Origin of the sequence: Streptomyces sp. NPDC060198 (assembly GCF_042728415.1) — a bacterium.
Lineage (GTDB): Bacteria > Actinomycetota > Actinomycetes > Streptomycetales > Streptomycetaceae > Streptomyces.
Genome location: NZ_JBHWZJ010000604.1, coordinates 1 through 2,601, shown reverse-complemented (window position 1 = coordinate 2,601; position 2,601 = coordinate 1). Strand labels below are relative to the sequence as shown.

Below are 2,601 nucleotides of genomic sequence, written 5' to 3'. Positions count from 1 at the left end.
CGGGTCCTCGACGGCGCCCTGGAGCAGTTCACCCTCCTGGGGCTCCGCCGCTCCTCCGTGGACGACGTCGCCAAGCGGGCCGGAGTCTCCCGCGTCACCGTCTTCCGGCGCTTCCAGACCAAGGACAAGCTGGTCGAAGCCACCCTGCTGCGGGAGCTCGGCCGGTTCTTCCAGCGCCTGGACGCCGCGGTGGCGGCACTGCCGACCATGGAAGAACGGGTCGTCGAGGGATTCGTGGTCGCCCTGCGCCACACCCGCGCCCACCCGCTCTTCGGGGGCCTGCTGCGCCTCGAACCCGAGCTGGTACTGCCCTACTTGACCGTGCAAGGCGGCTTCTCGCTCTCGGCCACCGTCACCTACCTGACGGCCCATCTGCGCCGCGCCCAGCAAGCCGAGGGCCGTCCCGACGAGGACCCCCAGCCGGTCGCCGAACTCATGGTGCGGGTCGCCGTGTCCTTCCTGCTCAACCCAGCCAGCTGCATCGAGATGGACGACGAGGACCAGGCCCGGGCCTTCGCCCGCCGCTACCTGGCCCCGTTGCTGGACGCCTGACGTTCGCCGTACCGCCGTGCCGCCGTGCCGCCGTGCCGCCGTGCCGCCGTGCCGCCGTGCCGCCGTACCGCCCGTCCGGCAGTGGCCGGCCGGTCAGCGGCGCCGGTGCAGTGCCCGGGCCAGGCGCACCGCGCGCTCCCTCGTGGCGGCCGGCACGTCGAACGAGGTCAGGGCGATCGGCGGGGTGAACCGCTGCACCGTGGTGGACTGCACGGAGGTGAAGCCGCGCAGCCCCTCCTCGCCGTGGATCCGCCCGAAGCCGGAGTCCCGCGAACCACCGAACGGCAGCGCGGGCACCGCGGCGAAGCCCAGCACCGAGTTCACCGACACCGCCCCCGCGCGCAGCCGCGCCGCGATCGCGGCACCCTCGCGCCCGCCGCGGCAGAACACCGCAGCCCCCAGGGCGTAACGCGAGGCGTTGGCGCGCTCCACCGCCTCGTCCACGTCGGCCACCGGGTTGATCGCGACGACCGGCCCGAAGGTCTCCTCCGTCATCGCCGCCTGGTCCTCCGGCACGTCGGCCAGCACCACCGGCGTGACGTACGGAGCGCGGACCGACTCGGGCCCGCCGAGCAGGGCCCGCGCTCCCGCCGAAACCGCTCCGGTCACGTGCCGTTCCACGATCGCGACCTGGCCCGGCAGCGTCATCGGGCCGTAGGCGGCGTCCGCCGTGTCGCCGGTACGCAGCGCCTGGGCCTTCCCGACCACCAACCGGCACAGCTCCGCGTGGATCTCGCGTACCGCGTAGACGCGCTCCACGCCCGCGCAGGTCTGTCCCGAGTTGCTCAGGGCGCCCCACACGATGGCGTCGGCGGCCGCGGGCAGGTCGGCGTCCGCGGTGACGATCACGGCGTCCTTCCCGCCGCATTCGGCGAGGAACGGCGTGAGCGTCTGCGCGCACACCGCCATCACCTTGCGGGCGGTCCCCGGCGACCCGGTGAACGCCAGCTTGTCGACCCCTGACCGGGCCAGGGCTTCCCCGGTGGCCGCCGCGCCGGTGACGGTGGTGAGGAGCCCGGCGTGCTCGGGCACGGCGGCGTCGAAGAGTCCGGCGAGCAGGACGCCGGTGCCGGGGGTGAGTTCGGACGGCTTGAAGACCACTGCGTTCCCCGCGGCCAGGGCGTAGCCGATGGAACCCATCGGCGTGTACAGGGGGTAGTTCCAGGGGCCGATCACGCCGACCACGCCGAGCGGCCGGTGCACCAGCGAGGCTCGCTGGTGGACGGTGAACAGCCCGGTTCCCACCTTCCTGCGGCGCAGGACGCGTTCCGCGTTGCGGGCGGCCCAGCCCAGATGCTCCAGTGTGAGCACCACCTCCAGCTCGGCGTCGCCGACCGGCTTGCCGGTCTCCTCGGCGATGGTGCGGGCCACGGTGTCCAGGCCGGTGGCGAGCGCCTTCTTCCAGCGCAGCAGGTGGTCGCGGCGCCGGGAGGCGGGCAGCGCGGCCCAGCCCGCCTGGACCGTCCGGGCCCGGTCGATGGCGCGGGAGACCTCCTCGGGCCCGTTCATCGGGTGTTCGGCGATCGGCTCGCCGGTCGCGGGGGAGCGGGTGGTGAAGGTCGCGGTGTGCGGCGCGGCGGCAGGGGTGTTGTGGGTCGTCATCGGGTCTCCTCGGGGAAGTGCGGGGGAGCACGGGCCGGTGGTTCGAACTCTCTGAGGACTCCCGGTGAGTCGAAGATACTCAAACTATTGAGTTGTTTCATCGTGCGTCAATATGTCGGACGGAAGGTGTCGGGAAAGGCCTTACGATCGTGCAGGTGTGGTCAACTTCCCTGATCCGCAAGGCGGATGACGGCCCTTCGTGCGTCGGCCCACCGCTCCCGGCTCCGCTGTGATCCGCCGTCCGCCCGCCCGAATGGCGACCCGGATGAATGTCGCACAAGGGGCATAGTGGGGCATTCGGCCATTATGGGAACCATGTCACGTGCTCCCCGGTCGAACCCGAAGCAGCTCCGCGCCGTCCCGGACTCGCTCGGCATCTTCCCTGATCCGCAAGGCGGATGACGGCCCTTCGTGCGTCGGCCCACCGCTCCCGGCTCCGCTGTGATC

Annotated in this window: 2 protein-coding genes; one reads left to right on the top strand and one right to left on the bottom strand. The window is 72.4% G+C overall.

The window, feature by feature from the left end:
* On the top strand, positions 1-552 hold a 552-nt coding region (locus ACFWEP_RS33990), incomplete at its 5' end, for a TetR/AcrR family transcriptional regulator (protein ID WP_387376068.1).
* A gap of 93 nt (positions 553-645) precedes the next feature.
* Here ACFWEP_RS33990 and ACFWEP_RS33985 read toward each other — a convergent pair.
* Positions 646-2,154, bottom strand: a complete 1,509-nt coding sequence (locus tag ACFWEP_RS33985; RefSeq protein ID WP_387376066.1) for an aldehyde dehydrogenase family protein — start codon at positions 2,152-2,154, stop codon at positions 646-648.
* Positions 2,155-2,601: the final 447 nt, after the last annotated feature.

What these genes read in the sequence shown, in the direction of transcription:
- ACFWEP_RS33985 (WP_387376066.1), bottom strand. Translation starts at nt 2,154, where the DNA reads ATGACGACCCACAACACCCCTGCCGCCGCGCCGCACACCGCGACCTTC.